At 46.6% G+C, this 25,160-nt stretch carries 28 protein-coding genes; 13 read left to right on the top strand and 15 right to left on the bottom strand.

Features of this window, described 5'->3' with window-relative positions:
• The first annotated feature begins 46 nt into the window (after positions 1 to 46).
• From RH89_RS02515 to RH89_RS02495, 5 genes are all read left to right on the top strand, one after another.
• The gene (locus RH89_RS02515; protein ID WP_004398399.1) at positions 47 to 499 is read left to right on the top strand and encodes a RebB family R body protein; all 453 of its coding nucleotides are present in this window, start codon (positions 47 to 49) and stop codon (positions 497 to 499) included.
• Positions 492 to 764, top strand: coding sequence for a hypothetical protein (locus tag RH89_RS02510; RefSeq protein ID WP_004398398.1), 273 nt, complete (start codon positions 492 to 494; stop codon positions 762 to 764). The genes RH89_RS02515 and RH89_RS02510 overlap by 8 nt, the downstream gene beginning before the upstream one ends.
• A gap of 12 nt (positions 765 to 776) precedes the next feature.
• Positions 777 to 1,064 (top strand): RebB family R body protein, encoded by a 288-nt coding sequence (locus RH89_RS02505; protein ID WP_004398397.1) that lies wholly within the window; start codon positions 777 to 779, stop codon positions 1,062 to 1,064.
• An 83-nt stretch (positions 1,065 to 1,147) separates the two neighbouring features.
• Entirely contained in the window at positions 1,148 to 1,336 is a 189-nt protein-coding gene (locus RH89_RS02500; protein ID WP_004398396.1) for a RebB family R body protein, read from the top strand.
• Positions 1,337 to 1,354: 18 nt separating this feature from the next.
• Positions 1,355 to 1,621 (top strand): hypothetical protein, encoded by a 267-nt coding sequence (locus tag RH89_RS02495; RefSeq protein WP_004398395.1) that lies wholly within the window; start codon positions 1,355 to 1,357, stop codon positions 1,619 to 1,621.
• 387 nt (positions 1,622 to 2,008) lie between these two features.
• Here RH89_RS02495 and RH89_RS02490 read toward each other — a convergent pair whose 3' ends face one another.
• A complete protein-coding gene (locus tag RH89_RS02490; RefSeq protein WP_004398393.1) occupies positions 2,009 to 2,905 on the bottom strand; it encodes a hypothetical protein in 897 nt (298 codons plus the stop codon).
• Between the two features lie 479 nt (positions 2,906 to 3,384).
• On the opposite strand from RH89_RS02490, the gene RH89_RS02480 reads away from it, so the two are divergent.
• On the top strand, positions 3,385 to 3,939 hold the full coding sequence (locus RH89_RS02480) for a hypothetical protein (RefSeq protein WP_004398391.1): 555 nt from the start codon (positions 3,385 to 3,387) through the stop codon (positions 3,937 to 3,939).
• Between the two features lie 87 nt (positions 3,940 to 4,026).
• On the opposite strand, the gene RH89_RS02475 is transcribed toward RH89_RS02480, so the two are convergent.
• Positions 4,027 to 4,953: a hypothetical protein gene (locus RH89_RS02475; protein ID WP_004398390.1), complete on the bottom strand. Its 927-nt coding sequence runs from the start codon at positions 4,951 to 4,953 to the stop codon at positions 4,027 to 4,029.
• 481 nt (positions 4,954 to 5,434) lie between these two features.
• Between RH89_RS02475 and RH89_RS28595 the strand changes: the two genes are divergently transcribed.
• The 7 genes from RH89_RS28595 (at position 5,435) to RH89_RS02440 (ending at position 10,953) form a co-directional block, all read left to right on the top strand.
• On the top strand, positions 5,435 to 5,752 hold the full coding sequence (locus tag RH89_RS28595; protein WP_004398389.1) for a hypothetical protein: 318 nt from the start codon (positions 5,435 to 5,437) through the stop codon (positions 5,750 to 5,752).
• 57 nt (positions 5,753 to 5,809) lie between these two features.
• The gene (locus RH89_RS02465; RefSeq protein ID WP_004398388.1) at positions 5,810 to 6,418 is read left to right on the top strand and encodes a hypothetical protein; all 609 of its coding nucleotides are present in this window, start codon (positions 5,810 to 5,812) and stop codon (positions 6,416 to 6,418) included.
• 141 nt (positions 6,419 to 6,559) lie between these two features.
• On the top strand, positions 6,560 to 7,375 hold the full coding sequence (locus tag RH89_RS02460; protein ID WP_004398387.1) for a cobalamin-binding protein: 816 nt from the start codon (positions 6,560 to 6,562) through the stop codon (positions 7,373 to 7,375).
• Between the two features lie 354 nt (positions 7,376 to 7,729).
• Positions 7,730 to 8,197, top strand: coding sequence for an RNA-dependent RNA polymerase family protein (locus RH89_RS02455; protein ID WP_004398386.1), 468 nt, complete (start codon positions 7,730 to 7,732; stop codon positions 8,195 to 8,197).
• Between the two features lie 186 nt (positions 8,198 to 8,383).
• Positions 8,384 to 9,031, top strand: a complete 648-nt coding sequence (locus RH89_RS02450; protein ID WP_158091110.1) for a hypothetical protein — start codon at positions 8,384 to 8,386, stop codon at positions 9,029 to 9,031.
• Between the two features lie 429 nt (positions 9,032 to 9,460).
• Complete coding sequence (locus tag RH89_RS02445; protein WP_004398383.1) at positions 9,461 to 9,904, top strand: hypothetical protein; 444 nt, start codon at positions 9,461 to 9,463, stop codon at positions 9,902 to 9,904.
• Between the two features lie 11 nt (positions 9,905 to 9,915).
• Complete coding sequence (locus RH89_RS02440) at positions 9,916 to 10,953, top strand: hypothetical protein (RefSeq protein ID WP_004398382.1); 1,038 nt, start codon at positions 9,916 to 9,918, stop codon at positions 10,951 to 10,953.
• Positions 10,954 to 11,188: 235 nt separating this feature from the next.
• Here RH89_RS02440 and RH89_RS02435 read toward each other — a convergent pair whose 3' ends face one another.
• The 13 genes from RH89_RS02435 to RH89_RS02375 all read right to left on the bottom strand — a co-directional run bounded on the left by RH89_RS02435 (position 11,189) and on the right by RH89_RS02375 (position 24,866).
• Positions 11,189 to 12,151: a transposase gene (locus tag RH89_RS02435; protein ID WP_004398381.1), complete on the bottom strand. Its 963-nt coding sequence runs from the start codon at positions 12,149 to 12,151 to the stop codon at positions 11,189 to 11,191.
• A gap of 192 nt (positions 12,152 to 12,343) precedes the next feature.
• Positions 12,344 to 12,895 (bottom strand): GNAT family N-acetyltransferase, encoded by a 552-nt coding sequence (locus RH89_RS02430; RefSeq protein WP_038144718.1) that lies wholly within the window; start codon positions 12,893 to 12,895, stop codon positions 12,344 to 12,346.
• A 262-nt stretch (positions 12,896 to 13,157) separates the two neighbouring features.
• Positions 13,158 to 14,684, bottom strand: coding sequence for a sensor histidine kinase (locus tag RH89_RS02425; RefSeq protein WP_004398379.1), 1,527 nt, complete (start codon positions 14,682 to 14,684; stop codon positions 13,158 to 13,160).
• 9 nt (positions 14,685 to 14,693) lie between these two features.
• Complete coding sequence (locus RH89_RS02420; protein WP_004398378.1) at positions 14,694 to 16,364, bottom strand: ABC transporter substrate-binding protein; 1,671 nt, start codon at positions 16,362 to 16,364, stop codon at positions 14,694 to 14,696.
• Positions 16,365 to 16,653: 289 nt separating this feature from the next.
• The gene (locus tag RH89_RS02415; RefSeq protein ID WP_004398377.1) at positions 16,654 to 17,799 is read right to left on the bottom strand and encodes an MFS transporter; all 1,146 of its coding nucleotides are present in this window, start codon (positions 17,797 to 17,799) and stop codon (positions 16,654 to 16,656) included.
• Positions 17,796 to 19,133 (bottom strand): cache domain-containing protein, encoded by a 1,338-nt coding sequence (locus tag RH89_RS28590; RefSeq protein WP_004398376.1) that lies wholly within the window; start codon positions 19,131 to 19,133, stop codon positions 17,796 to 17,798. The genes RH89_RS02415 and RH89_RS28590 overlap by 4 nt, the downstream gene beginning before the upstream one ends.
• Positions 19,130 to 20,125 (bottom strand): ligand-gated ion channel, encoded by a 996-nt coding sequence (locus RH89_RS02405; RefSeq protein WP_004398375.1) that lies wholly within the window; start codon positions 20,123 to 20,125, stop codon positions 19,130 to 19,132. Before RH89_RS02405 ends, RH89_RS28590 begins: the two co-directional genes overlap by 4 nt.
• Complete coding sequence (locus RH89_RS02400; RefSeq protein WP_004398374.1) at positions 20,122 to 21,576, bottom strand: pyridoxal-dependent decarboxylase; 1,455 nt, start codon at positions 21,574 to 21,576, stop codon at positions 20,122 to 20,124. Before RH89_RS02400 ends, RH89_RS02405 begins: the two co-directional genes overlap by 4 nt.
• A 145-nt stretch (positions 21,577 to 21,721) precedes the next feature.
• Positions 21,722 to 22,570, bottom strand: a complete 849-nt coding sequence (locus RH89_RS02395; protein ID WP_004398373.1) for a hypothetical protein — start codon at positions 22,568 to 22,570, stop codon at positions 21,722 to 21,724.
• 4 nt (positions 22,571 to 22,574) lie between these two features.
• Entirely contained in the window at positions 22,575 to 23,297 is a 723-nt protein-coding gene (locus RH89_RS02390) for a hypothetical protein (protein WP_004398372.1), read from the bottom strand.
• A gap of 123 nt (positions 23,298 to 23,420) precedes the next feature.
• Positions 23,421 to 24,107: a hypothetical protein gene (locus tag RH89_RS02385; RefSeq protein WP_004398370.1), complete on the bottom strand. Its 687-nt coding sequence runs from the start codon at positions 24,105 to 24,107 to the stop codon at positions 23,421 to 23,423.
• Between the two features lie 17 nt (positions 24,108 to 24,124).
• Complete coding sequence (locus tag RH89_RS02380) at positions 24,125 to 24,427, bottom strand: hypothetical protein (protein ID WP_004398369.1); 303 nt, start codon at positions 24,425 to 24,427, stop codon at positions 24,125 to 24,127.
• 13 nt (positions 24,428 to 24,440) lie between these two features.
• The gene (locus RH89_RS02375) at positions 24,441 to 24,866 is read right to left on the bottom strand and encodes a hypothetical protein (RefSeq protein ID WP_022591044.1); all 426 of its coding nucleotides are present in this window, start codon (positions 24,864 to 24,866) and stop codon (positions 24,441 to 24,443) included.
• Positions 24,867 to 25,160 lie beyond the last annotated feature (294 nt).

The raw sequence follows: 25,160 nt of genomic DNA, 5'->3' as shown, positions 1-25,160 counted from the left end.
AAACCGTCTTATGACATGCATAACTTAAGCGTAAACAGGAGTGAACATGGAAGAGCAGGATACGCGATTTGAAAATGAGTTTGAGCATGAAGTCTCAAGCCAGACAATAGACGAATTTAACACGCTTCAGGCTTTTTCCGTTCAGCCTACCAGCCTGCTGGAAACCACTCTGGCTGATACGCTGGGTTTGTCTATGCATAACGCGGTCACCAGCCAGCAGCAATCTCAAATGACGACGGCGGCGTCAGTCACCAATGCCTGCGCCAGGCTTTTGCAAACTCAGGTAAGACCCGCTCCGGTGGTTCAGGAATCGACATCCAATCCGGCTCCTCAACCTGCGGCTAACCCCCAGCCAATGTCTGGTTCACGGGCATTGAAAATGGGGCACGATGAAGAGCCGGAAATCGCCACAGAGCCCGTAGAACCCGTCGAAGAAAAGAAAGGCAAGTTTAGTCTTCTGGGGTTTCTGAAGAAAGACAAAGGAGACAGCGGTGAGTAGTGAAAAAGTGGGCAGTGAAAATGCTCTGAACTTTGACGTAAACAAGCAGTTGGAGCAGATAGAAGCGTTCACTCGTGAGCAACAGCAGGAAGTTCAGGCGATGATCGCTAAATCGCAAGCGCAGTTCAAAGTGTCTGATCCGGAAGAGTCGGTCGAGAAGATCGAAACGGAAGTCAACAGCATGCTCAGCAATGTTGAAGGTTTGCTAGAGCAAGAAATGGGAAAAATTAACCAACAACTGCAGCAGTTGTTACCAAGTGAATAATGGAGTCTAGAAATGCCAAAATCTAAAGACGAAGTAAAAGTAAACGAGCAGATCACCGATTCTGTCACCCAGACCAATACTCAGGTATTGGCAAGTTCGCCTTCAAACGCCATGGGTAATTTGTATACCTCCATGGGGTTGGCAATGTCGAACCTGAACAACAACGCCACCAATGCTCAGCAGCAGGCGAATATTGGAATGCAGGCAGCAACCGTGCAAGGGGTGAATGCACTCACCGCCATCGGTACAGCCGCTCTTAGCCGGGCAACGGAAGAAATCGTCGAGAAAGATAGCGAATAAAGCTTATCCCTATGGTCAACAGACCCTAATACCCCATTTAGGCCATCCCTCTTTGATTGGCCTTTTCTTTTTGGAGAGCATCAATGAGTGACGATGGTAAGAAAGAGCTGGAACAAGTGTCGGACATGATCGTGCAACTTGCCGACTCCGCCATGTCAGACACCATGGGGTTACACATGCAAAATGCGGTAACCACTCAGCAGGGAATGCAAACCGTTGCCAACGCCTCAACCTCAACCGCCTGTGCCTTAATCCTCAAGAAAGGTGGCTAGTCAGTATAAGGGCAGGGTATGGCGAGTGAAAGTACAACAGATAAAGCAAAGCAGTCGGTGGCACAGTCGACCGCAATCGCGGTTCAGGACGCGGCTGATAACCTGCGTAACCTGAATACCATGAGTACAACAGCCATTGGTGTTGCGCTCTCAGAGCTTTTGGCTACCGGTGATCCTAAATACGTTCAGGTGATCGAACAGGCTCAGAAGATAATGGAAAAAGGGACCGCCAATTTTGCAGAACTCGGCAGTAAAGCGGCGGAAGTTGCCAAGAAGTTTGATTGATTCATTTGTCGATGAAATAAGTAAATTCACCATAAATCTCATTGTATTAGCGAAGATTACTACTCAGAGTCTCTTTTAAAATTTCCTCCTTGAGAATAAAAATTTCACCCTAAGTTATCTCGAGTTCAGGTTACTTAGGTACAAGGAGAACCAATGCGAATACTTGAACTGCTGATGTTAGCCTGGCTGACCTTTCTGACTCTTTATCAATTCAACCAAGCCTTTAAAGGCGTCGTCGATGTCTGGTTGCTGACACTGTAAAACTAAGTCAGCAAACCCTAAGAACAACAGACTCTAAATTTTGAAGAAAATCCAGGTGCACAAAGAGTGCAGCCTGGATTTGTATATATGATGTGATTTTGAAGTGTTATTCAGGTTTGAAGAACGTTAAACCATCACGTCACAGCAGCTATCGGTAAGAATGGTGTAAGTGTCACTTCCATCAAAAACAGTCAGCGCTGAATATTCGTCATCGTCGTAACCCAGCCAGTTGAGATAGGCTTCCTGAGTCTCGCTCAATTCGGAATGTGAAACCGAATCGACCCCTTCTAACGCAAAGTTTGAACCTGTCACAACAAGCCCATACTGATCAAAGCCATTGTTTTTTAAATGTTCAGACGTAAGATTAAAATTCGAGGTTTGTGCAGTACCGACAATCACTTCGAAGTTTTTGAAATCGACGGAATCATCCGTACCAAATACAAACTTGTCGAAGCCTGAACCCCCGTCAACGTCGCGCACAATGCCGTCTTCCGCGTTCTTCAGTTTTGAAATATCAACGAAATCATGCCCAGAGCCGGCATTGATGGTGACATCAGTCAGATGAGAATTGTTGCTGTCCACCATTTTGATAACGTCATTTCCCGCTCCGGTTGAAATATCAAAATCGTTTTCCCAAAGACTGTTGTTGGATTGAACGGAAATATAGATTTTATCGTGACCACAACCCGTCTCGATATCGCCGCGTTTAGAGTTATTGATAAAAACTTTAGAGCCACAGTAGTTATTCAGAGAGACATTCACATCCACAAAGTTTTCAAGGTAAACGCAGCTCGAATCCCCTTCGACTTTCGCCTCTTTGTAATTACCTTTGTCCCATTCCTCTGTTCTGGCGTAGATTTTACCGCCGTGTCCCCAATCGTAATTGGCTAGATCAACACCTTCATCTAGCCCGAACGACCAACCTGTACCTATGATCGCCTGTGTCGCATTTTCAACTGTTAAATTTCCGGCTGTTCCTGTGCTATCTAAATTTGTAGTGCCGACCAACAGTACATCTTTCATAACAATAACCTCCATTTAAGTGAAACGACATGTTTCGAAGTGGAGTCTATTTGTTAATTTTGCGTTAGGAAATGTGTGAAAGAGACATTCATCTCAATATAGGGCGAGGGTATGACAAATTGGTTACCGTACGTTTTTCTACTTCATTTGATGGGATTAGTTGCAGTGAAATTAATATAATAAAACTCATACTATAAAATTAGATGTATTTAATAAAAGTAGTTTAACTGACTGAGTTTTCAACTCTTCACTATTCATACGTTGATTACCGCTTTGCCTAATCCTTTGTTTGTTGGGTTTTGAAGTGCTTCGATGTCTCGAAATGCTTTAAGCAGTAGAGCAGTCGAAGAAAAGCGTGGGACAGACAAAAGAAGCGGGATCCAATCTCCGGTTTTTTTAGATACATTATTGATAATGGTTCTTATTCGTATAAAGTTAGTAACAAACATCACCAACGCGTAATAATAGCGGAGACCGAAATGGACCAATCTGACATCACCAAGCTACTTATTCCTCAGAGTGACTGGGCATCCCCAGATCTTTATCTGTATGAGAATGAAGATCGACTGCGCCTGAGCTTAGCTGGTGCGATTCAATTCAGTGGGATCAACAGCATCGGAGGGTTGGTTCTCGGATTTAGGCTGGTGCAATACGCGGTTGAACTGAGTGCAGGGTCGGGAGCATTACAGCGCGACGGCATCAGTATTTATACTTCTTTCCCTGGGCGCGGTACGCAAGACGCATTCGAATACACCTGTCGTGCACTGCGCGATAAACGCTACTGTTGTGATACCACGCTTCACCATCCTGGCGCGCAATCGGGTCAACGAGGTCAATTCCTCTTTACTATGCGAGTGAATGAGCAGTCTATGGTTATGACGCCAGCCGACGGTTTGCCACAACACAGTTACTTTGAAGCAGACAGAAGATCAAAAGACAGTCATGAAGCGGCGATGAAGTGGCGTGACGAGAAAATCAACTTCGCCAACACGTTGCTGAGCCTGCCACCAGAGAAGTGTCTGCGAGTGTTGTAACTGACCAATTGAACGTAAAAACGTCAGCGATGCTAAAGCGTAAATGCTTTTCGCATCACTGGCGTTTTGTTTTTTACCCCTGAGATCCTAAGCAAGGATATCGTCATAGACGAAGATGGTGTAGTGCGAATCAGGTATTGAAAAATCGTCAAAAACATCGACTTTGACAAAAGCCTCGCCGGAATATCCATGATCGTGCAGGTAAAGTTTATCCGAGTCGGTAAGGGCACTTTTTTCCATGCGGTCAGCATCTTCAATATTAAAGGTGACCGCATCAATGATCAGTCCATGCTCGCCCTGCCCATTCTTACTCAAATCTTCTAACGTAAGTTCGACGTGAAAATCGTCGGCATAATTGACCTCAATAACTTCAAAGTTTTTGAAATCAACAGAAGTATGAGAGCCACCTTTTACATACACATCGAAGCCTTCTCCACCATCCACAATCCTTGTAACGCCTGGGTCGGCATCTCGTAACCTGCTGATATCAACAATGTCATGCCCGCTTCCAGCATCAATATTCAGGCTTGTATACTGTGAACCCCCGGCATCCCACATGGATATACGGTCATTACCTTCGCCCGTTTTTACGTCAAAGTGGTTGCTCCAAAGGTTATTGTTCGATCGTACCGTAATAAAGACATCATCATCCCCTGAAGATGTTTCTACATATCCGCGTTTGGCATTTTCAATGCTCACATAGGAACCTGATTCATTGTCCAGTGACACATGAACATCAACGAAATTAGCGAGGAAGACACCGTCGACATCACCTTCTACTTTTGCCTCTTTGTAGCCCTTTTTACCCCAACTGACCACCGATGCTTGGACAGTATTGAATTCTTCATGAGAGGAATTTCCCTCATGACCCATGAAGTTTACAAGATCAACTCCCCATACATCGTGTGAGCTCCCTGCACCTTCAATGGCTTGAGTAGCATTCTCCGCCGTTAAATCTGCCGCAGATCCCGTTCCATCTATATTTGTTGTACCAACTAACAGTGAAATCGTCATAACCAGTCTCTCCATGTTCTTGGATGCGATCTATCCCTAAAGTAGTTTAATGGCTAACCATAAATACACGCATTGAAATAATGGATATTCATATCAATTTAAGGAACAGGTATGACTAAAAGGTTATAGATACATCAAGCATACGCTTTGTGTATTGATTCGCTGTAAGCCCGACTTAGAGAAAAAACTCATACTGATAAAAAACATACTATTGACTGGTGCCGAGTGTTTTGAATCTATTTGCAGGGCTAAATGCTGGTCACTTCTAAGCTGGTAAGCTTTTTCTTTAAGTATTAGAGATTTTATGAAATCTAGATAATTTCGCAGACTATTGCATTTCTCAAGCCGAGTAAGCGCTCCAGAGTTGAATTAGATTCAAGGTAGAAACGCTTGGATTGGGTTCAAATCCTTTCAGGAACGGCAGTGCCCATACACGGGCACATTACAAATTAAACGTATGCAGAAGTAAGTGAGGAGCATTATGGCTTGGAGCGTATACAAAGTTTGCAAAGCATCGTTGCTTGAACGGTTAGTCAGTCACAAGAAAATACAGCGTGCTCGGGCAGAAGCCAAAATTCGGCTAATCGACCAGACGAGTGTAGGTTTCGGCTGGCAAAGCGAATGGTTGACGATGATTTTCTGCCTGCCTTTTATCTTAAGTTTTATACCTGTAGTCCGGGACTACATTCTTCCTGGGTTTACCCTTATCTCTGAGTTTCCAGAGTGGTATCGGTGGCTTTTAGGATTAGTCGTTGTTTCAAATTATGCAATACGTGTCGCCGACCGGTGCAATTTATAGCGTCGCAAATAATAACAGTGGCTAGTTAAATCAGTCCTTTCAATTGTAGGGGGATGCATGTCAGACAAAGATCTTGATGATTTAGAGCGTATAGAGCAAGAACTTAAAGACTTAGAAGAGGAGGAGCACACCAAAGCAAAAGACCGATCAAAGCCCCAGGAAGTGGTTATGGTGCTTGTTGGAAGATGGGCAATGCCTACAACAGTGGTGCTAGTACTTATTACCTGTATGTCTGGCTATTTCCTTGAAGTGGAAGCGTTTACGCCAGTGGTGGGTATGATTGCTCCGGTTGTGATGGCGCTTATTATGGTTATTCGTGAGGCTTCTGTGGGTAAAGAGGAAGACGAAACCTACAAAGACAGAGAGCGTGAACGGGAAGAGCGAATTAAACAGTATCAGATGGAGAAAGAAGTCAAACTGGCTCAAATGGAGTTCGAAGAGAAAAGGCACCAGCAAGAAATGGCAGAAAAAGCCAGGCAGTTTGATGTTAATTCAGCGTCGACTAGTGAGTTTGTCGGATTAGCGAGAGAGATGAACAGCCAGCTGGCAGAGATCATGAAAAAAGAAACCGAACTGGTCGTTGGAGACACAAGAATCAAGGTGGCCGATGGCAGTACGAAAGTAGCGCAAGACGAAAAAGATCAGAAAATTAGCAACTCATCCTAAATAGTATGCAGCGGAATAGCCCGCGGGTTTAGTGCTTACGGTTATCCGCTAAATTTCCTTACCAAAGCCTGGGTTTAACTCGCTCAAAACTTCCCTATAATTCAATTACCTAATATCCACCAACACGAGTAGGCGAACCCGATGCCAATCCCCGCGCCGCAATGGCCAAAACGAATCATATGCCTGACAGAAGAAACCACCGAAGCGCTTTACCTGATGGGAGAAGAAGACAGAATTGTCGGTGTTTCTGCCTACACGGTACGCCCCGAAAGAGCCAAACGCGAAAAGCCCAAAGTATCAGCATTTGTGAATGCACGTATCGAGAAAATCATGGATCTCAAACCAGATTTGGTTCTGGCATTTTCAGACATTCAGGCAGACATTGTTCGCGACTTGGTTAAGCAGGGCGTCGATGTTCACTGCTTTAATCACCGAACTTTAAGTGACACGCTGCAAATGATACGAACGCTTAGCGCACTTATCGGTGAACCTCAAAAAGGTGAAAAGTTAGTGCAGGAACTTACCCAAGGGCTGGCTGAAGTTAAGGCAAGTGCCGATTCGCTCACCCACAAACCGAGAGTGTATTTTGAAGAGTGGTTCGATCCATTAATTACCGGCATCACCTGGGTGAGTGAGTTAGTGGAGCTCGCTGGTGGCATCGACTGTTATCAGGAGTTTGCCAAAGAGTCGTTAGCCAAAAACAGAATTATCGAACACCCTGAACAGGTGATAGAAAAACAGCCCGACATTATCATCGCTTCCTGGTGTGGTCGTCGTTTCCAAAAAGACAAACTGACTCAGCGAGAGGGCTGGCAGAACATTCCCGCCATTCAAAATGATGAAGTGTATGAAATCAACTCAAGTGAAATCTTGCAACCCGGACCAGCCGCGCTGACGGATGGGGTAAAACAACTTCACCATATTATTAAAGACTGGAGTGAGCGGCAGGAACGATAATATCGAGTAGCCAATATCATGGAGACTGTCCCTTCAACACCACCATTTATTTGGTTAAGTACTCCATGATTTATCTGTATTTGGTGGTTGTCATAGTGGTCGGTTCTGAAAAGCGACAGATGACAACCAAGTTGTACGATTTAGGTGTTGATTCGGCATCATTCCACTTTTTTTGTAAGCCACTAAATCGTTAAGTAATAGGCTCCAAATGGAGTACTTATTTACAGCCACTTCATTCTCCAACAATAAATGATTTTATCCTAAACATTACTTCCCCCAGATTTCTCACAAAACAACCCAATTAATCATGCTGACAGGTCACTAAGGTAACCCTATAGATAACGCAGTTAGGGTTTGCCTGCTTTTGTAAAAAATACGTGGTTTGAAAAATTTCGCTTTGTGGATGACTGGTTAATTTTATGCCGTACCCGCTACCAATTAAAAAAACTAAAAAAGCGGATGTATCGCTGTTTAGACGAGGTAAAGCAAACCATTCACCCTTGTAAAACTTATCAAGGGAAAATCCCTAAGCAGGGTGTTGACTTCCTCGGCTATTGCATCGGTGGCAAAGCAGAAGATAAACCCAAAAACACATTAAACCTAGCGTGGAAAACCATTGCTAACCACCTTACAAAAATCCAGCGGCTTTACGAGCAAGGTGCCTCACCTGAGTACATTGCGGGTTATGTAACACGGTGGCTTAGATGGGTAAACAGCGGCGTAACCATCGCATTAGAGCAAGTGGTCACGCAGGTATTTAACAGCACGTTAGGTAAGAGATTAGACACCCAATTTGGCCTTCAGGGGTTTTATAGGGGCTGAGCGGTTGGGAGAGGTGCCTGTGAGTTTAAGTGGGTGTCTCTTATATTTTGTCCTCTTATTTTTTTATTTACACGCGGGAACCTTAGCCGTTGTATGAGGCATATTAACGGAGTTTACACACAGAGGTTTAACCGTGTACGTAAAACAGACGGGCCCTTATTTAGGGGGCGATATAAAGCCCTATTGGTGGATGTAGATAGTTATTTTCTCCAAGTATCTAAATATATACATCGCAACCCAATAGATTGCCGAAAGCCGCTAGTTGAAAAATTGGGCGATTTTAAGTGGTCAAGCTTCCCTGCCTTTATGAACGGTAGTCATAGTGAACATTGGCTTGAGCTGGGTTTTACCTTGAGAATGTTCGACAACAATAGCCAGGCGTATTCGAGTTTTGTTGTTGGTAGTGGGGGTGACGAGGTAAAAACTATTTTAGATAAACCAAGGTGGCCAGCTATTTTGGGCAGTCAGATGTTTATTGAGCAAATAAAAATCAAACAGGAAAATGCTGATGTGGTAGATCGGATAAATAAGCTACAGGGAATTTTGCCAGAGATAGAAGATGTTGTGAAAAAAACAGCGGAACTGTTTTCTGTCGAAATCGGTTCTATCATTAAGGCTCGCAGGGGGCGTGGAGCAGAGAATGTTCCTCGGTGGTGCGCAATCTATCTATGTCGAGAGTTGGGAAGTCATCAATTAAACGCCATAGCTGCTGCTTTTAATATGGGCCATGTCAGCGGCGTAAACCTTGCCGTAAGTAAATTGAAAAGCCGAATTGATGTTGATCCGAATCTAAATGACCAACTAAAACTATTAACTAAAATCCTGACCCCTTAACTTCGCTGACCCCTTAACTTCTATTAACTAAAATCCTGATCCCTTAACTTTGACCCCTTAACTTTATTAACTAAAATCCTGACCCCTTAACTCGGACCCCTTAACCTGGCGACATCGATAACATTGATATTAATCCCTGTGCTATTGGGGCTGGGCAAACGGGTGAAATGATATTGATAGATGAAGATCCAGCACGCACCTGGATCTTCATCGTTTCACAGCAACAAATCTACGATTCGACCGAGCCCACAAGGGCGGCGAACGATACACTCTCGACACGACTTGGATAAATGTTTCACCCCTAAATAGTTTATGTCCGGAAAAAGACGTCCATGGTCAGTAAAGTACGTGCCGAAGTGTCGGACCACTGGAAATTGAATTTCCGGACAGGCACTAAATATAACGAGTTTGATAACACAGGAGCCAAATATGTCGGGTCACTTCGTGCTGCAAAACATTACCGACCAGGAAATTGAAGACATTCAAAATGCCTGGTTGCAAGATAAATTAACCGTGCCCGTCCTTGGGCCTGTGCAACATGGCAACATCGGTTGGAACGGTGCCAGCCGGGCTCAGTTGGTGCAAGCCATGGGCGCTGGTGTACCTAACAGGGCAGGCCTTCCTCCCCATAAATATCTCGATTTTGGCGTAGAACAAATAGGCCCTAAAGGCCAGCTTTATCTATTTGAGTGTTATCAAAGCAACGGCTGGATAAGGCGTATAGTGCGGCCCGATATGGGCTTAACGGCTCTATCGACAGATGCACAAGAGCAGTGGACATTGGGCCGGTTAAGAGAGTCATTCATCAATCAGCTCACAGACAACGGGGCGACGCTGGAGATCTACTACCTCAACAATGGCGAAATTCAATAAGGAAACCGACGATGGCAAATTCTATTCTTCACGCACTGCGTAACGGCAATCCAATGATGCGGCGCTCCATTTCCTATGCCTTACAATTTGATACTACCGATAATGCAGCAGCCGCCGAGAGAAACACTCACGGCATGATCCAAATGATGACATTGCAAGAAACGCTTGGTTTAGGTGGTCTTTCCGCCCAAAATATCCGCGATATGTTCGCTTGGGTGCCGCAAAATATCGCACTGTTGCTCGAACAACAAGGCGCCGCTGTATTGGACACCCCTGATCCTCAGCATCCCAATGGCCATCTATACCGGCAGATACTGACAGGACATGCCGAGCTATCGCTTCCGGTGGAATCGGCACTTGGCACCCTCATGCGTCAAAGCCCAAACGATGCGTGCGGGCAAACGGCCACCAACTATCGCAAAATTTTTCTCGGCAACGATGCCTCTCCCCAGTTGTGGCAGGCCCATCAAGTATATGCAGCAAGCAAAAGAAACGGTCAAGACAAAGCTGCCGCCGCAGAATCAAACGGTTATATCCACGGCAGTGGTGCAGATCGCCTGAAAGACTACCTCGATGGTTTAACTGACAACCAGCAACACCTGTTCGTACAAGTTCAAATTCATGGCCATGAGTTTTGCCTCGAAATTCAACCCAGCGAAGGCGGCAGAGTCGAAGGCTTTCAGCATCAAAGTTTTATCGGCCGCTTTGATGAGAGCCAATGGGCAGAGCAAGCCGGTACGGCTGCGATTAACTTACTGACTTTCGGCAACAATATGGCAGCAGTGTTTAACGCTCAAACCACCAACCAAAACCGGGCTACCGCCTACGATCAACTGTTCAGAACAGATCAGGCCAATAGCCAACCAGGCCAACAACGGGGTTATACCACGGAAATGGGGGTTAGACCCGATGACTGCTGTATCTTTACCGTTAAATCCTTCAATGCTCAGGAGGCAACAGAAAGAATGACGGCGGCACTGGAACGGGCAGATGATTTTTATGCACAGCGTCCGCAACAACAGATAGGGTTAAACTTGAACGCTCATTAGGAGATTGGATACAGGCGGGAATAAACGGGGACAGGCAATCTAAAAAAGGCGACTGAGACGATCCTTAAAATCCCACCGTCAGGTCGATGACAGCTTGGAGTCCGGTAAGTTATCTGGAAAATTCCCAGTGCATAGGCGTGATTTTAAGCAGTTTTACGCTTTTTAAGGCGGGTGACATCAGCAAAGCGAGCTTTGAGAGAGGTTGAGAGGGAAGTGAAGTGGGGACAGAGGTCGGTTAGCTGTCAGGAAGCCGAAAACCAGAGATTCGCTTTCTTTTGAATGTCGGTAGAGCACGCTTTATCGACGCTTCTTTACCAATTACATTTCCTCCTTCAAGCTCTGTACAGGCGTGAAGCCAAGTTTCTTTGCTAATGCTTAGCCGATTAAGAATAGGTGGGAGGGCGTGAGCGATGTACCCTCGTTTATCATCACGAATATGTCTGCCCGTCCAGTCAATTAATTCTAAGTAATCCATCAGCCTGAACGGGATTCCGGTTGGCTGGTTTGTTCTAGGATAACCGACGAAGGGATGCAGACAAGGCGCTGTGGCTTTGCTCACTCTGAGTGTGTCGACTCTGGCTTTAACTGAAGTGTATTCCGATGTTTCGGGGCTGTCTGCCATATTCGCTCGAATTGGATTTAAGTCCACATAAGTCATCGCGGCGGCGAGGGCCTGCTCATCGAGCAGTGCTTGGCTTTTAAACCGCCCTTCCCAAAAGTGCCCAGTACAACAATCTTCTTTGTTGGCTAGGGTGGCGATGTATTGGTTCAGCATACGCATAAACCAACTGATGCTGGCTAATCTTTCTCGCCAAGTGTTAATCATATCGTGAATTTTCAGCGCTTCGGCTTCCGTGAGGGCTTCTTGCTTTAACCACTTTTGAATCAGCAATGGTGGGGTGTGAAAGCTCAACCATCTTTCACAAACGTCTTGGTCAGACAGGGATTGCATTTCTTCTTGGTTGATATGCAGCACCACGTGGTAGTGGTTACTCATGATGGCGTAAGCACAGACATCAATACAAAACACTTGGCTAAGATTGAGCAATCGCTCTTCAATCCAACCGCGGCGGTGTTCAAAGCATTGGTTTCGCTCTGAATCGTAACCACATAAAAATGAGCGCCGAACGCAGCGAGATACACAGTGATAATAGGGCGTCGCTTCTAAGCTGATTAGCTGAGCGCGGGCTTTGGTCATGATGAACAAGGCTCTCTTTTAGAAAGAATGAAGCACACCATACCCGAAACCCTTAGAGCTAAAAATAAGCATAGATTACCTTTGTGGCTTAAGGCGCGACCTCGTGAAAATGATAGGATTCATGTTTTCTTAAAGTGAGTGTCCCTGTTATTGTTATTCCAGTTATTCCAGTTATTCCCACTTTTGTTCATTTCACATTCTCCTCTCAAACCGAAAAATTATTCTAGGTTCAAGACGAACCGGCTTTTCTTGCTGCTTAAAATCAAAGCTTTGCAGTAAGTTTTGAGAAGCATAGTTGCTGTCGAACACATCGGCATAAAGCTGGGTTATGCCTTGCTGCCTGAGTTGGTGGATAAGCTGCTCGATGGCTAATGAAGCAAAGCCTTTACGTTGGTAGGGAGCAGATATCCAGTAATAGATAAAGGCATGAGGTTGTCGCTGGTCAGTGTGTAGGTAGTAGCCCGCGCAGCCGATGAGGCCAAACTCAAGATGAAATACCCCTTGCCGAGTATGTGGCTTGCCACTGTTTTCTAAGATGTAATTCTGCGCACTTTCAATGGAGTTTATCGGTAAGCAATTCAACGCTTGGCAAATGTCTTTGCTCATGCGCTTTAAGATGAGCGGTGCATGCTTAAGATGAATGGGTGTCAGTTGAATCGTATTTGGTTGTGGAATCACATCCGTTTTGGCAGGTTGCTTTTTAACGGTGTGATTGTTGAATTGTTTTAAAGGGCTGGCCTGCATAAATAAGAGTTTGAAAGCGCTGCAAAGCACCAAGCTACTCACGAAGTTTTAGTTGAGAGTTAATGTAGTACTAGTGAGTAGCTTTCTCTCCGCAAGTCCAATCAATAACCTAGTCTAAATAACGAAATTACTGGGAAATGGGTGGCTTGCATTCCGTTGCTAATATAAAGAAAAACACAAAATGGGCGACGAAATGGGCGTTTTCACCCCTTCGTCGCCCGTTTTGTGTAAGTTGGAATTACTTAGGGCTATCTACCCCCAACTACGCCGCACTCTCCCTTATCGTCACTGGGGTTTTGATATTCATGGTGAATGTGGTGCCTACGCCGACTTCACTGCTGCACGTTATATCACCGCCAATCTGGCTTAATGCATTGAACACAATGGCTAATCCGAGACCTGTTCCGCCCTTGTTGCGATTGGTGGTGTAGAAGGGATCAAAGATGTTTTTGATCTTGTCTTCAGAAATGCCGCTGCCGTTGTCTGAATACACTATGGTGACCAGCTCAGTTTCAGGGGATTCAACCCGTATGTTGATTTGATGCTCTCCCTCTTCCTGAAAAGCGTGATTGAGCGAGTTCATTACTAAGTTGGAAATACTGTGGTAAATGGCTGAAGGGTCCGATTCGATCTCGATGGACTGGTCGTATTCCACGTTAACTGCCACATCTTTCAGGCTGGGGCTCATGGTTCTGATCGTTTCAGAAACTTTAGTTCCTACATCAAAGCGGGCGGTTTCACTGCGAATGTTTTCAGCAGACAAATTCTTAAACCGTTGAACCAGCTCTGCGGCTTTTTTCAGGTTAGACAGAAGCACTTCATTGCTGTCTTTGCCGGAATCGAGGAAGGCTTTCAGTTCATCTGGGCGAAGGGTTTTGTCTTGTAGGGACTGGTCAATTTTCTCGATTTGCTCGTTGAAGTAAGAAGATGCGGTAATGCCAATGCCAATCGGTGTGTTAATTTCGTGGGCAACGCCAGTCACAAGCTGGTTAAGTGACGCCATTTTTTCCGATTCGATAAGCTGTTTCTGAACTCGCTTGAGATCGTCTATAGAGGTTTCCAGCGCTTCGTTCTTTTCCTGCAGCTCTTCGGCGTGCTGCTTTTTGTTGTCTACGTAACGTTTCACCAGGCTTAACACATAGGCAAGGATGACCTTGAGGATAATGGTTTCCACGATGGTCGTAAGCAGCACCGACCAGAATGCGATGGAAGAAGTGTTCTGCGCTTCGGTGTAAATCGCTTCGGTGATGCCTAACTGGTAGTCGTTGAAGTTCTGGATGGATTCCGTCAGTTGGTCGTAAGACGCTTTTTCATTGGTGGTGACATGAAGAAACTCGGCAATCCGGACGCCCTGATTGGAATACTCAATGGTTTTATCGACTTCTTTCTCGTAGTTTTTCCATTTCTTCGAAATATCGTCCAGCAAGCCTGTCGAACCTTCGTCAGAAAACTGAGTAAACGTATCGCCGTTTAACGCTTTGTTGATCTTGTCTCGGGTCTCGCTGATTTGTGATTTGATTTCTTCTTTCACCTGCTCATTGGGTGCCATGACCAACCCCATTGTCATCTGGCGCAGTTCCGAGGCAGGCTGGGCAATGTCGGTGCCGGTCAAACTGATCTGGAAGGCAGAATCGTGCACTTGCGTTATGGAGGTTTTCACACCTTCCAGACTGTAGATGTTGTAGATACCCTGAAAAATAAGCACCGTGGTAGTGGCGATGAAGAGTATCAAAATGCGGTTGGACAGCGATTTATCTGCCTCATCAACCTTTTCAACTTTATCGGACATGGGGCATTCCTACTGATGGTATGTGGTAATTTCAACGGGAACTTTGAGGTGTTCGGGGTATTCCCCCTCTCTCAACGACCAGTGCATGTCGGTCACTTCAATATCCCAGAGTGGGTAAATAGCTGTCGGGCTGGGAACAAAAAAGACTTCTTTGTTTACCGCCATAACGTGGTTTGGGCTGGGCAAGAATAGCGTGTAACCCTGGTAATACACGTACTCGATCAACTCCGTCATCACAGGGATATAGCTGGCGTCTTCCGATGGTGTGGCGAGAAACTCGTCGAGCAGGCTTTCCATTTTCGGGTCGTCGGTGAACGATGTCCAAATGTTGCCCGGACGCATCACAAAGAACAAATCCCAGGGGTTCATGATCCAGTCAAAATTTGCCCAGGCGATGATGTCGTAATAAATGTCGTTTTTTCGAGTGTTGGTCGTAACCACGTTGGCAAATACGTCTGCCTCTTTTTCAACAATGTGCAAATTCACATCAATGTGGATCTGATCGAGCAGGTACTTCACGTCTCGGAACATAAACTGCGTGCTTTTGGGAGCCAGTATGGTGATAGGCAGCTTTTCGTTTGGATCGTAACCCAGACGTTTCTGATGTTTCTTGATGATTTGAATCAGCTCCTGTCGTACATCTTCATCCAGAGGGCTGTTGAGTTCAGAAAAGGTGGCGATGTTTCTGGATGCTTCTTTTACTCCGTAGAAACGCTCTCCCAGTGATATCGGGGTGAGTACACCCTCGCCATTCATTGAAAGGTTAATCAGCGCCTGCTGATCAATGGCGCGGTTTAACGCTTCCCGCACTTCCCGAACCTGAAGCAGAGGGTGCCCGCTAATGAGGTTGAATTTGGCGACGTAGTTGTTGTTAGAGGGAGAGCGAACCAGCTTCGCGTGCTGCGACAAAATAGTGGGTAGCTCGTCAGAGAACGGAATCGGCATTAAGTCGAGCTTGCCTTCGGAGTTCTGAATCAAGTCCAGCGCTTCTTGAGATTCTATGTCGATGATGACGGTGATTTTTTCTACTTTGGGCGCGTCTTCTCCCCAGTAGTACGGGTTCGCAATCAGTTCAGCAGTTGGGGTGTGGCGGTCGGCTTCAATGTAGCCCTTGTTGAGAATATAAGGCCCTAATCCATACGGACCGGCTTCTGCCAGATTCGGGCAAAAAGGTTTGCCGTTCCACCCGTGCTTTTTCAGGTATTTTTCTGAATAGAAAAGCAGCCAGATGGTGTCGTGCATAAAGAAGCCGTAATCTTCTTTTAAATGGAATCGCACCCGATGCGATGACAGCTTTTCCACCCGATCAAAAATGGTGTCCATCTTGGAGAAGGTGTAAGGCTCCTTCTTAAAATATTCCATGTTCATGACGACCGAATCGGCGTCGAAAGGCGTACCGTCCTGAAAGCGAACGCCTTTTCTTAACTCAAACTCGTAGGTTTTTCTGTCGATGATTTTATGAGAAACCGCCAGATCGTATTCCCAGCCCTTTCCGTCGTACGAAGGCTTGGTTAAACCAGCATTAATAGAGTGCGAAGTCGAGATATACGGAAGGTTCGGCAGGTAAGCAATCACATGCGAACCCGGCTTGAACTTACCGGTAACCTGCTCCTGAGAGACATCCTTTCTGAGCGTGAGTGATTCGGAGTGAGCCATATCCGCAGGAATCATCAAAGCCATTAAAAGGGCGCACTGGAGGCTTAAAATGGCATTCTTACAACGTTTGATGGGGCATTTCATCTCAGGGCTAACCAATGTTTCGAATCATATTAGAAAATTAGTTGAGCTTTTTAAGATGTACAACGTGAAGAGAAGAAATGCTTATATGCAACTATTCTGTATATAAGCAGAAGCTGAAGCAAAAAACAGGCGAAATCAAACGCCTGTAATGCCCATTATTAGATAAAATTTTCGAGTGAATTTTGATTTAGAACCCATCAACGAGAATGGCTAAGAGTATGCACTTCTGCTACTCAAACGTCTGCCTTGGGGCTAAAAGCTCGTAAACGAAGAACACTAACAGTGCACAACCAAAGGTGATCAGCACGGTGGTCATTCCTTCCGAACCCATCCAGTCGAGCATAAAGCCGATCACCAGTAAGCCTGTCATGCCGCCTAACGAATCCATAATGGTATAGCTCATATTGGCGCTCATCTGATCCTGCTGGCAGAAACGTTCGCCCACCGCGGTTAAACCGATGGCGTAGATGCCCCCCATCGAGCCTCCCCAGAAAAACAGCAGAGTCAGTGCCAGCCAGTACTCGGTGTACACCGCCAGAGAAAGGTACACCGCGCACACCACCGAGGAAAAAATGCAGCCCAACACCACAATACTGCGGTTAAGGAACGAGGCTCCGGTACTTACAAAGATGCCAAGCGTTACGCTACCAAACATAAACATGGTCAGCAGAAGTTGCGATTGCGATTCGGTGAGCGCGTTTTCCATTCCATACAGAGTGAGAAAAGAGGGCAGACCAAAGAAGCTGATGCCGCCAACAAACGCGGAAATCAGAATGACTTTGGCGTGGCGAAGGGCAAACCGAACCCGAACCGTCCCTGAACTGTCGGAAGATTGGGTGTTTTGTCCGGCAAGCAGCAGGAGCACAAAGGGTAGGCTGGTAATGAGTGCGCTGGTTTCCAGTTGCCATTCCGGGTTGATGTAGGGCAACTGAAGCAGCAAAGGTCCAAGTGCCAACCCGCCAGACAATGCCGCTGAAAACAGCCCCATTACCAATCCTTTCAGTTTTCCCTGAATACAAGTGTTTAAAGAGGTCTGGATGATCACCAGCATCATGCCCGTAGACGCGCCGTAGCAAAAAATGCCCAGCAGCCATAACGGGTAGTTCTGACTGTGCGAGAGCAAAACAAGGCTGGAAGCCCGAAGCGCCGACATCAGCAGAACTGAAGGCACCAGCCCCCATTTTTCTACGCAGCTTGAAAGCGGGCGATAAAGCAGAAGGATACCGATGATCTCAAAAGACATGGCAAACCCAATTAAGGTATTACCGTAGCCTTGCTCGCTCATGGTCAAAGGAATGGTGACGTAGTTAATGCCAGAGGAAAGCTGAACAAACAAAGTCGCGACAATCAGTAAAAAAGGGGCGAGGGTCGTCATGCTGAATTCTCCTTATACACTTTCCAAATCAGTTCGATTCGGTTTTCTTCTCCAGAAACCAGGTCAAAGCCCATTTGTCTCAATCGGTTGATGGTGCTCATGATCCCCAGCGCATTTGGGGTTTGCTGAGTCATGTAGGCACTGCCCGTAATGTGCTCGAACTCGTTATTAATTAAGGTATGCAACTCGCTCAGCTCTGAGGACTCTTCCAGATAGAAATGGGTAGAAAACGCCCAGCAGTCGAGGTGCTCTTTGAGCAAGCGGGTTTCTGCTCTGAGAGGCTCTGACTGCGCTCTTGCCAGCTGAGCGTGCAGATGAGTCAGCTCTTCTGTGATTTTATTGCTGGTAAACACTGCCTCTGACTGCAAGGGAATGTGCCATTCGTGGAAGCCTTTACAGCGTTGATAGGTGTTTTGATCCAGAGTGTGAAACCAGTCCTGAACCGGTTGCGTATCTGGCTGAAAGGCAAGTGGTCTCAGGCTTTGCGAATAGTGGTACAGCGCCCGTATTCTCGGCGTGTGTTTGATGATTTCTCTGGGAATGCGTCTGTAAAAGTAAGTGGTTAACCCCGAGAGCAGCACGTTCAGATGATGAGCGCGAGAGAGCTTTTCTTTGGCATCAGCTTCCCGGTGACGAATGGTATTGAGATGGTTGACCTGAGAGCGGCGGATCCACCAGATGATCAGCCCGACAATCAAACCAAGGAACAGTATGATGATCTTGGCTTTATCAAAAACGCGTTCAATGTTCTCTAACCGATCCTGAAAACGGCTGACTTCCAGATCCATCGCCAGAATGCCGGCAAAATCTCCTTCAACACTGTAAAACGGCGCATAGGCACTGATGAAACTGCCCCACTGATCGCGATAGGTGCTGATTTCAATGCTCTGGTTTTCTAAAGATTTTTTCAGCTCTGTCGGCGCATCATCATATAAGGTCATCAGGGCTGGGGGCGGATCGGGTAACCCGTCTCCGTCGGCATCATTCTGCGGGCTTGGGTTCACCATAAAGTACACCTCTCCATCTTCAAGAATGCTGGTGTATATATAGCGAACGTCGGTTGCTGAACGGCGGATCATTTCCATCTGCTTTGCCATTAACGCGTAGCTTTCGTCCGACGCCATGGTCTCTTCATCAAAAGTCAGGTGCGCAGCACCATCCAATGTCGAAGCAGAAGCTTTAACGGTCGATACCAGCCCAATTTTGATCTGCTCTTCCAGTGCGTTGAGCGATTTGGAGTAGAGTAGATAGGTTGTGACACCGAGCAGCAGAATAAAGATCGATGAGCAGATAACGGCTTCAATAATGGTCTGCAAAGATTTAGAAGGCTTCATAGTTGGCTATTAACTCCGATCAGGATGGCAATTGCGGCCAGAAAAAACGTAGGGAAAATGCTTCGGCAATAAGGGATCAGCCCATGAGTCGGCTTGCCTCTCTCTTCTCTAATTTTCACAAATACAATGATCAGAATGGCGGCAAATATACTGACGTAACCCATGATGATCATGCGCTCGATAAAGGTGGTATAAGGCAGTCTCGGCAGCAGGCTACTGGTGTAAAAGGTGTACGCCACCACCGTCAGCATCATGGTGAAAGACGTCATCAATCGCTCGGAAAACCCTTCAATCCAAAACACTGCCCAACTGGCGATCAGAATCAGCGACAGCGGAAGAATAAACTGCCAAAGGTAATAGTTCGGCTTTCGGGTGGCATCGATAGTGACCGTCAGGCGCGAATAGTCGGTACTCTCTGCACTATCAAGATGGTGATAGCTGTGTCGGCTGACCTTCGCCGTCGAGCTGGTGTCCATTTCCCATTCGCTGATGGTTTTATTGGTCATCTCTTCCACAAACACGCTGGCGTCACCAAACTTCAGGCTTTGTTGGTCGAAAGAAAAGGGCTCCATGATGATTTCGAACGACTGGTTGTCGAAGGGAAAGCGCCGAAAATCCATCTCGGTGGTGAAGGTGCCCTGAAAGCGTTCGTTGTAAGTGATGCCGCCTTCATCAGTGATCACCAGCCTTTTATTTGGGGTAAGGCGCTGTCCGATAATGTTGATGAATTCAAAAGCAGGCATCCAGGAGCCGTCTTCTAACATTCTGTCGAGATGCCGGTTTTCGATTCGTCGGATACCCGATTTGGGTTTGAGTGGATGATTCGGATCTTGCCAGGTTGCTACTAAATAACCGTCGATCTTGTAGGTTTGATCAATGGTGTTGACGCCATAGATCTTATTGATTGAAAACGACGTGTGGATCACTTGCTGAGCAAGCGACGAGAAAGGCAAAAAGCTCAGCATAAAAAGCAGAGTCAAAACGGCTTTCATTGATTCTCCTTGGAAAGTAAATGAGTGACAAAATCTGGGTGACTCAGTGGATTGCGCGGTAAAAGTGCCTGACCCGAAAAGGCATAAGGGTCAGACAGCTCCGCTAAAAACTGATCAAGCAAAGGACGCTGTATATGGCTGAGCAAAACCACATGGCAGAAACGCTGAAGCCTACCATTCACCGGAATGTTTTCTTCCGCCAGCGAATATTTGGCGGTGATGTGGCTTCGGGGGGAAGAGAAGCGCACCATGTTGGCTCCGGGCATTCGAGGCATCACGATGAGTGACTGCCGATGAGTGTTTCTCTTCGACTTCGACAAATCTAGTAGTGCCTGCTGCAAAAATGCGGTGTTACTTTCGTTCTGCTCGGCTAACTGTTTCAGCCCGACAGTGCCGAGCGAAGACAGCCTTTCCCACAAGTAAAGGGAGTACAGCCCCTGCCGAGAGCCCGCAATGGTGGAATCGCGTCCGGCGATGTAAGTCGGGCGGCTGGAAGAACCCACCTTGTACCTTTTCTGCATCAGGTAAACACCGCAGCTCCAGGGTGCGCCTAGCCATTTGTAAGGGCTGGCACAAACCGACATCACCTCTGGGTGGCGAAATTCGTAAGGGTGATCAGAAACGGTAAAAGGGTCCGGTTGCAGAAAGGGAGAAAAGTTTGCTGAAAGTGCGCCATCCACATGAACCCAGTACCGCCGATTGCTCTCGGTATTCTTGCCGAGCAGCGGTTTCAGTTTGGTGAGAATCCGAAAGATGGCGTCACTGCCACCGCTGAACGTAGTGCCATGATTTAAAAACAGAATCACTGGGTGCTGGTGTTGCAGAAAAAACTCGGTGAGCCGAAACAAATCCTCTTCAATCACCGAACCGTATTCATTAACTGCGAGCTTCTTTTTCCAGTCGCCTTCATTAATGGGGCAATATCCCAGCTTTTCTCCCGCCTGATTAAACGTGGGAATACCCAGCATCTGGCAGGCTTTGTACACCGAATAATGCGTGCTTTCTGATGAAATCAGAACAGGCGGGTTCGGCACTTCGACCGCTTTTTCATAGCCTTCTACTTCACTGCCACTCAGGTAATCGCGCGCATTCCATAGGGCGTAGAGATTGCCTTCCGTCGACCCCATAGAGGTCACGTATCCCCAGTAATTTCGTTTGGAGTTTGGCGCGGTCATCCCCCAGAGCCTGGCGTAATAATTCAGGACAGCTCGCTCAAATTGCTTGGCATTGATCTGATAGGAACCATCTTCATAGCCGTCCCCCAAATTCAGAAGATTGAGAGACAGGAATGGCGACAGTTCGGGTGAAAACACCACATTTTGATTGGTTTGGTAGCCCAGAAAGTGCTGCTTCTTAAGCTGCATCTCCTCAAGGTACTCTCTCAAAACGGCATTTTTATCCGCCTGAGGCAGCCCCAGTTCTGTAATGGATAAACAATCTGAAATACTCATAACCCACCAAGATATTGAACGAATGTCTCAATAATCTAGCGGGCAAGGTCGAATTTAACGTGGGGGATAAAGGGGAGTTATCGGTGAAATAAATGACGTTTTTAACAATGTGGCAGAAACCGGTACTTTCGGTACCGGTAGAGGTTCAGGATTTCATAGCCCACAAGGCAGCGTCCTGCATACCATCCAGATTAAGAGACTGCTGGTGGTGTACGTTGGCAAGTTCCAGAACAGAAATCACCTCTGCCCGATAAGCCAGACCAAGTTCGATGCACTGGATCTGCTGGTTGCACGGGTAGTAGCTCATCTGTTCAGAAAGGGCATGCAATAAGTGCGATTCTTCTCGGTTGAAATTTAGGTGTTCAATCAGTTCTTTAACGGTTGGGTACATGGGCTTTTTCTGCTGACGTTCGTCGGTGCTGTTAATGAAGCTTTCATCCCACTGAAAGGTGGTGCCAAACAGGTAACAACGAATAGCGTGCATCAGCAGCCAGTAGCTCGCTTTGGTGCTTTTACAGATGTGTGTTTTGCTCGCTCTCCAGTAGAAATAAAGCGCGGCAACAAACTTGTTTTGGGCGTTGCTGTCCGAATCCATCAGAGCCAGCATAATGGCTTGATTGATTTTGTGCTGATGCTTCTCGGTTTGCTGAGCAGAAGCGGGCGTTACTCTACCAAGCGATTTAATTGGTTGCCGAACCCCCTGAGTTGGCGATGGTGCGCATAGCCTGCCAAGCTGCATTCCACGTTCGTTGAGCGTTCCTCCTTTAAGCCAGTCCACGTGATTCAGCGGGTTGATGGGGCGAATGTGAACCGCCTGTTTCTGAATGGATTCATGCTGGTGGAAAGGTTCGGGTTCATCTTTAAAGGCTTTATCCGCTGGTGACGTTAAGTGGATATAAGCCAGTTGATAGGCAAGCTGCTGAGCAATTCCGGGCTCTGTACCTGCCATTAATGCGGCGCTAAACGCCGCATAGTACATTTCGTCTGAACGCATCGCATTACTCCTCGTTGGAGTGAGATTCCGGCGCACTTAACGCTTTAATGCTGCTGTTGTATTGCGGCAGCGATTCCACAAATCGGTTGATGACCTGCTCTGCCGTTGGCGCTTCAATGGAAGGTTCGCTGATGTAAGTGTCGACTTCTGTGCGGATGTGCCCACCGGTCAGCGAGTCTTTTTCACGTTGAATCACAATCGCGTGTACTGCCTGGCAAAACGCAAAGGCATCGGTTTTACAGTAGATGCGGTGCTGGCTTCCAGTGTTGCCACTGCCCGGGTAACGCGGTGATGCGTAAGACACCATATACGGCTGGGTTGACGGATCGTTGCCGATCAGCTCTTCACAGGAAAACAGCACAAAGTCGGTAGAACGATAACGATCCATCACGTTATTGCAGATAGGCAGATCAGCCTCGATCGCCAGATTGTAATCGCAGAAGAACACATCCACGCTTGGGATCAGGCTGGAGATCATGGTATCGAACGCCTGCTGAACGCCTTCAGGCAGCTCGTCATCATCCGGCAGTTGTTCAAATTCACGCGAGGTGACGGAATAAGCCGAACGCCAGCGCGCCAGCAGTTCCTGCCCGTTGCCCGCATCTCGGAATTTGTAGGCGACTTTGTATCCGCCATCAAACATGTCTTCTACATCAGGCTGGTCGGTCAAAAAAGCGAATTTGCGTCCGTCTGAGGCTTCGCACAGACGAAAAAGTAGTTGTCTCATCTCGGTCTCCTATTGAGTTATGACCTCCACAGGATACGCATGAGTGGTGAGTGAATCTTGGGGAAACGGACGAAAGATACGGAGTGAGCTCTACACCTGAAAAGCGCTATTTACCTGAAACCTTCACTTACCTGAAAGCAGGCAAGCCGCAATACCAGGTAAACGCCGGAGGTGAGGTCCCGAGCTTTTGGGCTTGGGAATATACTTAGGATTAGCCTCGGCTTTTTTGACGTCGTTACTATTGGGTTCAACCTGATGATTGCTTGCGTCAGGATCGGTGTTTTCAACGGTCATTGACGGCTTATGATCCGAATAAACACACTCGTTCTGATCACAAGCGATATAAGAATCGGGTGAATCCGATTCAGAAGAAGAGAAGGGATCGCTTTGGATATTTTCTGTATCAGGGTGATCAAAAAGATCATGGCAACCTTTTTGATCATCATAGGCCAAAAAGGTTTCTTTCGGCATCCCCGTTAAGCACAACGACAAATCCTGAACGTAGTTTTTGTAAGGGTTGAGGGCATCATCAAACTGGGCGACAGAGGATGAGTCTTCAAAACTTGCTTGTGCTTGTGCTTGTTCGGAGCTAGATGTCAGTTGTTTCTCTTCTTCCGGAATAACATGCTCTTCCCGATTCTCACTGTGTTGGGCTGAGGGCTCATTGAGAGGGGACTGAGTTTCTGCCACAAGTTCTGAAGGTTCATGTTCATGCGAAGTCGGCTCGATATTCTGGCGATCGCGAAGCTTCAAATTGGATTTGAGCCGATAGCCATAAGGTATCCAGATTGTACGCCTTCTTCTTCTCATCATGTGTCCTTCAGAGGCTAAGACAATACAGCCTGAGTGAGCGCATGAAAGGCTTTGTTCACCACCTTTTGAACTTCCGCTTTTGCGGTGATCTGCCAAGTCAGCATTTCCGCTTCAACGATTTGTTTTTCCCTTTCCAATTCAATAGCAAATTCTTCTTCTGAAATATCCCCGGCTTGTCTGGCAATCAGCAAAGTTTCAATGTCATTCTGCTGCTTTTCAATGCACGACTTCAGCGCACTGCCTAGCAGGTTTTTATAAGGGGAGTTCTCTAGCTGAGAGGTAATGGTGTCAATCACTGAGTGTAGGGTGTTGTTCATGTTCGCCTCCATCTTATTGTTTCGCCAGTTCGCCATCTATCAGGGCATCGAACAGCCGGCGATACTGACTGGTTCGCCTGTTAATAATGAAATTAGAAATGGCGTCGTTCTTTCTGTGGGTGGCTTCATCCTGCACCCATAGGGAGAGCAGAATTCGCGTTTGTTCTAGCGATTCGGTGTTTTTCTCTCGGCGCTTTTGCCTTCTTTCCAAACTTCGGATCTGCAAAGTGATCGCCTGATACTGCTTGGCAAAGCGATCAAATTTACGATCTTCAATCGGCGTAAAAGTCAGATCCAGATAAAGCCTTTCCACTTCCTGATCGATGTGCTCGATCTGCTGAAGAGTTTGCTGATCGTAGCTGGCGATAAACTGCAAGGCACAGCCGGATAAAGCGATAACCAAGGTCATCCAACTGACAATAAGAGCTTTGTTTTTCATGGCGCTTCCAGAGTAATGATTTCTTTTCATCTTGGTAGAAGCTGGCGAAAAGTTCTCAGGTGAACCGAGGAATTAGTTCGTGGTTTTTACCAAGTTTTCATCCAGAAGATGGCATAGCATTTTGCGTAGGAGGTATCGATATGGAAGAGTTACTCAAAGGGTTGGAGATAGCCAAAAAAGCCCTGAAAAAGCGACCACAAAAGCCCAAGCTCACCCCCGAACAGTTCCTGCAGCTCGCCAAAGTAAAGAAAGAGATGGAAAAGATCTTAATGGGCAAACAGACCGTGAACGATC

The sequence above is a fragment of the Vibrio nigripulchritudo ATCC 27043 genome, from assembly GCF_000222685.1.
Lineage (GTDB): Bacteria > Pseudomonadota > Gammaproteobacteria > Enterobacterales > Vibrionaceae > Vibrio > Vibrio nigripulchritudo.
This window is presented reverse-complemented; position numbering and strand designations above follow the sequence as displayed.

Excerpts from the sequence above, each read along its gene's own strand:
- RH89_RS02515 (WP_004398399.1), top strand. The coding sequence starts at position 47 with ATGGAAGAGCAGGATACGCGATTTGAAAATGAGTTTGAGCATGAAGTC.
- RH89_RS02505 (WP_004398397.1), top strand. The coding sequence starts at position 777 with ATGCCAAAATCTAAAGACGAAGTAAAAGTAAACGAGCAGATCACCGAT.
- RH89_RS02500 (WP_004398396.1), top strand. The coding sequence starts at position 1,148 with ATGAGTGACGATGGTAAGAAAGAGCTGGAACAAGTGTCGGACATGATC.
- RH89_RS02495 (WP_004398395.1), top strand. The coding sequence starts at position 1,355 with ATGGCGAGTGAAAGTACAACAGATAAAGCAAAGCAGTCGGTGGCACAG.
- RH89_RS02490 (WP_004398393.1), bottom strand. The coding sequence starts at position 2,905 with ATGAAAGATGTACTGTTGGTCGGCACTACAAATTTAGATAGCACAGGA.
- RH89_RS02480 (WP_004398391.1), top strand. The coding sequence starts at position 3,385 with ATGGACCAATCTGACATCACCAAGCTACTTATTCCTCAGAGTGACTGG.
- RH89_RS02475 (WP_004398390.1), bottom strand. The coding sequence starts at position 4,953 with ATGACGATTTCACTGTTAGTTGGTACAACAAATATAGATGGAACGGGA.
- RH89_RS28595 (WP_004398389.1), top strand. The coding sequence starts at position 5,435 with ATGGCTTGGAGCGTATACAAAGTTTGCAAAGCATCGTTGCTTGAACGG.
- RH89_RS02465 (WP_004398388.1), top strand. The coding sequence starts at position 5,810 with ATGTCAGACAAAGATCTTGATGATTTAGAGCGTATAGAGCAAGAACTT.
- RH89_RS02460 (WP_004398387.1), top strand. The coding sequence starts at position 6,560 with ATGCCAATCCCCGCGCCGCAATGGCCAAAACGAATCATATGCCTGACA.
- RH89_RS02445 (WP_004398383.1), top strand. The coding sequence starts at position 9,461 with ATGTCGGGTCACTTCGTGCTGCAAAACATTACCGACCAGGAAATTGAA.
- RH89_RS02440 (WP_004398382.1), top strand. The coding sequence starts at position 9,916 with ATGGCAAATTCTATTCTTCACGCACTGCGTAACGGCAATCCAATGATG.
- RH89_RS02435 (WP_004398381.1), bottom strand. The coding sequence starts at position 12,151 with ATGACCAAAGCCCGCGCTCAGCTAATCAGCTTAGAAGCGACGCCCTAT.
- RH89_RS02430 (WP_038144718.1), bottom strand. The coding sequence starts at position 12,895 with ATGCAGGCCAGCCCTTTAAAACAATTCAACAATCACACCGTTAAAAAG.
- RH89_RS02425 (WP_004398379.1), bottom strand. The coding sequence starts at position 14,684 with ATGTCCGATAAAGTTGAAAAGGTTGATGAGGCAGATAAATCGCTGTCC.
- RH89_RS02420 (WP_004398378.1), bottom strand. The coding sequence starts at position 16,364 with ATGGCTTTGATGATTCCTGCGGATATGGCTCACTCCGAATCACTCACG.
- RH89_RS02415 (WP_004398377.1), bottom strand. The coding sequence starts at position 17,799 with ATGACGACCCTCGCCCCTTTTTTACTGATTGTCGCGACTTTGTTTGTT.
- RH89_RS28590 (WP_004398376.1), bottom strand. The coding sequence starts at position 19,133 with ATGAAGCCTTCTAAATCTTTGCAGACCATTATTGAAGCCGTTATCTGC.
- RH89_RS02405 (WP_004398375.1), bottom strand. The coding sequence starts at position 20,125 with ATGAAAGCCGTTTTGACTCTGCTTTTTATGCTGAGCTTTTTGCCTTTC.
- RH89_RS02400 (WP_004398374.1), bottom strand. The coding sequence starts at position 21,576 with ATGAGTATTTCAGATTGTTTATCCATTACAGAACTGGGGCTGCCTCAG.
- RH89_RS02395 (WP_004398373.1), bottom strand. The coding sequence starts at position 22,570 with ATGCGTTCAGACGAAATGTACTATGCGGCGTTTAGCGCCGCATTAATG.
- RH89_RS02390 (WP_004398372.1), bottom strand. The coding sequence starts at position 23,297 with ATGAGACAACTACTTTTTCGTCTGTGCGAAGCCTCAGACGGACGCAAA.
- RH89_RS02385 (WP_004398370.1), bottom strand. The coding sequence starts at position 24,107 with ATGAGAAGAAGAAGGCGTACAATCTGGATACCTTATGGCTATCGGCTC.
- RH89_RS02380 (WP_004398369.1), bottom strand. The coding sequence starts at position 24,427 with ATGAACAACACCCTACACTCAGTGATTGACACCATTACCTCTCAGCTA.
- RH89_RS02375 (WP_022591044.1), bottom strand. The coding sequence starts at position 24,866 with ATGAAAAACAAAGCTCTTATTGTCAGTTGGATGACCTTGGTTATCGCT.